At 39.4% G+C, this 3,461-nt stretch carries 1 pseudogene; it reads right to left on the bottom strand.

Going from position 1 to position 3,461, the window contains the following annotated elements:
• Positions 1-3,461 (bottom strand): annotated as a pseudogene (locus HWX04_RS07865) (hypothetical protein); the annotation flags it as partial.

A 3,461-nucleotide genomic window follows, 5' to 3' on the forward strand; every position in this document is an offset into this window, starting at 1 on the left:
TCGAACTTATTTGTTATATCATTAGTAACTTTATTCTGAACATTCGTGATAGACGTACCAACTCCAGTTAAAGCTTCCGCTACATTAGTATAGTTCTTATCYTCAGAATTACCATTAGCATCAACAGTTTTAAGTGTGAAATGAGGATCTTTCCATGCACCATCTTTATAACTAGCTCCACCACCTAAGTAAGTAGCAATCTTATCATTTGTCTCGAAAAGCTGTGAACCATTAACGGCTTCTGTTGAATCTTCAGAGAGCGTACCAGCTTTTATGCCTGTAAGAGTACGTTTATCATTTTTATCGTTAGAAATATCAATTTTATCACCACCTGTTTCCTTACCAATGGTGATGTATTGTGTCTCAGAATCTTGTTTTACGAAGCTACTGGCGGCTACTTGTTCTTTGATATCTTTTTCAACTTTTTGCAGTTGCGAAAAATTTACTGCGTCGGTCGCATCAGAACCAGCTTTCACACCGGCAAGAGTACGTGCCTCGTTTGTGTTGTTGGCAATATTGATTTCATTGCCTTCTACTTCTTTACCAATAGTGATATTATTTGTCTTTGGATCTTTCTTAATAAGGCTCTCACCTTGTACATTGGTAATGGCATTATTAATCTGGTTGGTCATTTCATTTTTGATATTCGTGAAAGAAGTACCAACACCTTCAAAAGCAGCTGCTACACTCGTATAGCTTTTTTCATCTTCCTTGCCATCAGAGTTAACAGTTTTGACCTTAAAGCTAGGAGTGGTCCATTGGCCATTCTCATACTTAGCACTACCACCCAAAGAATTCGCAACATTCTCACCCAAAGAATAAAGCTGATCACCCGTAACTGCATCTGTAGAGCCAGAAGCAATATCTCCAGCAGCAAGATGAGTAATCTTGCTGTTTTCTTTTTTATCTCCATGCTGAGCTACAAAAGCACTGTCATCATTGCTCCATAGTAAAGCATCGCCTTTAACTTCTTTGTTAATATTGTCTACTTTTTTATTAAATTCTTCAACAATATTCGTCAGATGAGTGTTCACATTTTTAAAATTTGTATCAATTCCTGCAAAGGCAGAGCCTACATTATCATAGTCAAATGCTTTTTCTTCTGTACCATCTTCTTTATAGCTTTTAAGCGTGTAAGTGGGAGCATGCCATTTACCATCCTTATCATCATACTTAGCTCCACCACCCAAATATCCCGCCAATGCATTGTTCATCGTGTAAAGTTGACCGCCAGTAACCGCATCCGTTGAACCAGATGTAATAGCTCCATCGGCAAGATGCATGATCTTGCTGTTGTTTCTTTCTCCTTCTGTTCCATGACGTGCATCATAGGCTTTGTCCGTATCATTCCATGACAAGGCATCACCTTGAATTTCTTGAGTGATATTTATGATATTTTGATTAAGTTGTTCGAACTTATTCTTTATATCATTGGTAACTTTATTTTGAACATTCGTGATAGACGTACCAACACCTGCGAAAGCAGAAGCGACGTCCGTATAAGTCTCATATTTTTTATCGCCATCAGTATCAACAGTTTGAACCTTAAATGTTGGAGCAGTCCATGTACCACCCGTATAGCCAGCACCGCCGCCAAAGTACTTTGCAACCTTATCATTGGTCTCAAAAAGCTGAGAGCCATTTACCGCATCATGTGAATCTTTAGAGATTGTGCCACCTGTCAAACCAGAAAGGGTTCGGTTCTCATTCTTATTGTTTTGAATATTAATTATATTCCCATCTGTTTCTTTACCAATGGTGATGTGTTTTGTTTTATCAGCCTGTTTTACAAAACTATTGGCAGCTACTTGTTCTTGAACTTCTTGCTTGGCTTTGTTCAATTGTCCAAAATTCACCGCATCAGCCGTGTCCGTACCGTTTGCTACATTTGTAATCTTTTTACTGCCAGCATCAATACCAGAAGTAGTGAATTGGGGACCATCTTTGATAATTAAGCCTGCTGCGTCTAGAGTATTGGATCCTACTGTTATCTTATTGAGTGCAATATCCTTCGCGAGATCAAACTTTACCTTATTGTCTTTATCGCCTTTGGTAATTTTAAGGTTTTCACTGCCAGCTGCTAAATCCATTGGGCTGGTTGAATTAACATTCGTCGTATTTGCACCATTAACAGAAAGATCCCAACTTGGGATTATAGAGTTTTGTAATGCTTTTAGCTGGGCAACATTGACTGCATCGGTATCGCTCGTGCCTGCTGCAACACCTACAATCTGTCTGGTTTTATTGTTTTTAGGATCACCAATACTGAGTGCACCAAGGCTAGCTATCCATGTACTATCCTGTTTATCTGAATTTTCTCTAATACTAGGATCATAACCCCTACCACCAGAATCAACATCAGCTACAGAATTTGAACCTAGGGCAATGCCGTTCGCCACTGATGCTTTTGTTTGCATACCAAGCATAACCGCATAGGAAGTATCCTTTCCTATCTCACCTCCTGCACTATAACCAATAGCAATCGAACCAATGACTTCAGCCCTTGTGTTACTACCAAAAGCAATCGTGCCGTCAGCACTCGAGATTGCGCTTTCACCAAAAGCTATAGAGCCTCCTCTACTAGCGATTGCATTAGCACCAAAAGCAACAGCACCCCTACTACTAGTAGTTGCACCAACACCAAAAGCCATGCTATCACTACCAAATACGGATGCATTGTTACCAAAAGCAAGCGAATTTCTGGATTTTTTATCAACGTTGGCGCCATTACCAATAGCAATTGAGTTTTCTGCATCAGCTATAGGATCTTTAAAATCTGCAGCAGAAGTATTAATTTTTAAACCTTTTACAGCCGCTGCTGCTTGTACTGCTTTTAGCTGAGCAAGATTTACGGCGTCGGTTTCTTTGGTACCAGCTTTTACACCAGAAATAGTTCGAGTATCACCATGTTTATTGACTAGATCAATTGTATCACCATCTGTATCCTTACCAATGGTGATGTGTTTTGTCTTGGAATCTTGTTTAACAAAACTGTTCTCTGCTACTTGTTTTTCAACTTCTTGCTTGACTTTGTTCAGTTGTCCCAAATTCACCGCATCAGTCGTGTCCTTACCCTCTGCTACACTTGTAATCTTTTTATTACCAACATCAATGCCAGAAGCTGTGATTTTGGGACCATCTTTGATAATTAAGCCTGCTGAGTCTAATATAATATTTTCCCCTAATTCAACTCGATCTGCTTTTACTGTATCCACCGTAACTGATTTTGCTAGGTCAAATTTTACATTATTATCACCTTCGCCTTTGGTGATTTGGAGGTTTCCACTGCCAGCGGAAAAATCTACCGTGCCATCTACAGCAATAGCTTCAGCATTTTTACCATTAACAGATAATTTCCAGCCTTTGTCTACATAGGTTTGTAATGACTTTAACTGCGCAATATTTACAGCATCAGTATCTGCACTACCCGCTGCAACTCCACCAATTTGCCGTGTTTTCTC

It is taken from the genome of Bartonella gabonensis (genome assembly GCF_903679515.1).
GTDB lineage: Bacteria > Pseudomonadota > Alphaproteobacteria > Rhizobiales > Rhizobiaceae > Bartonella > Bartonella gabonensis.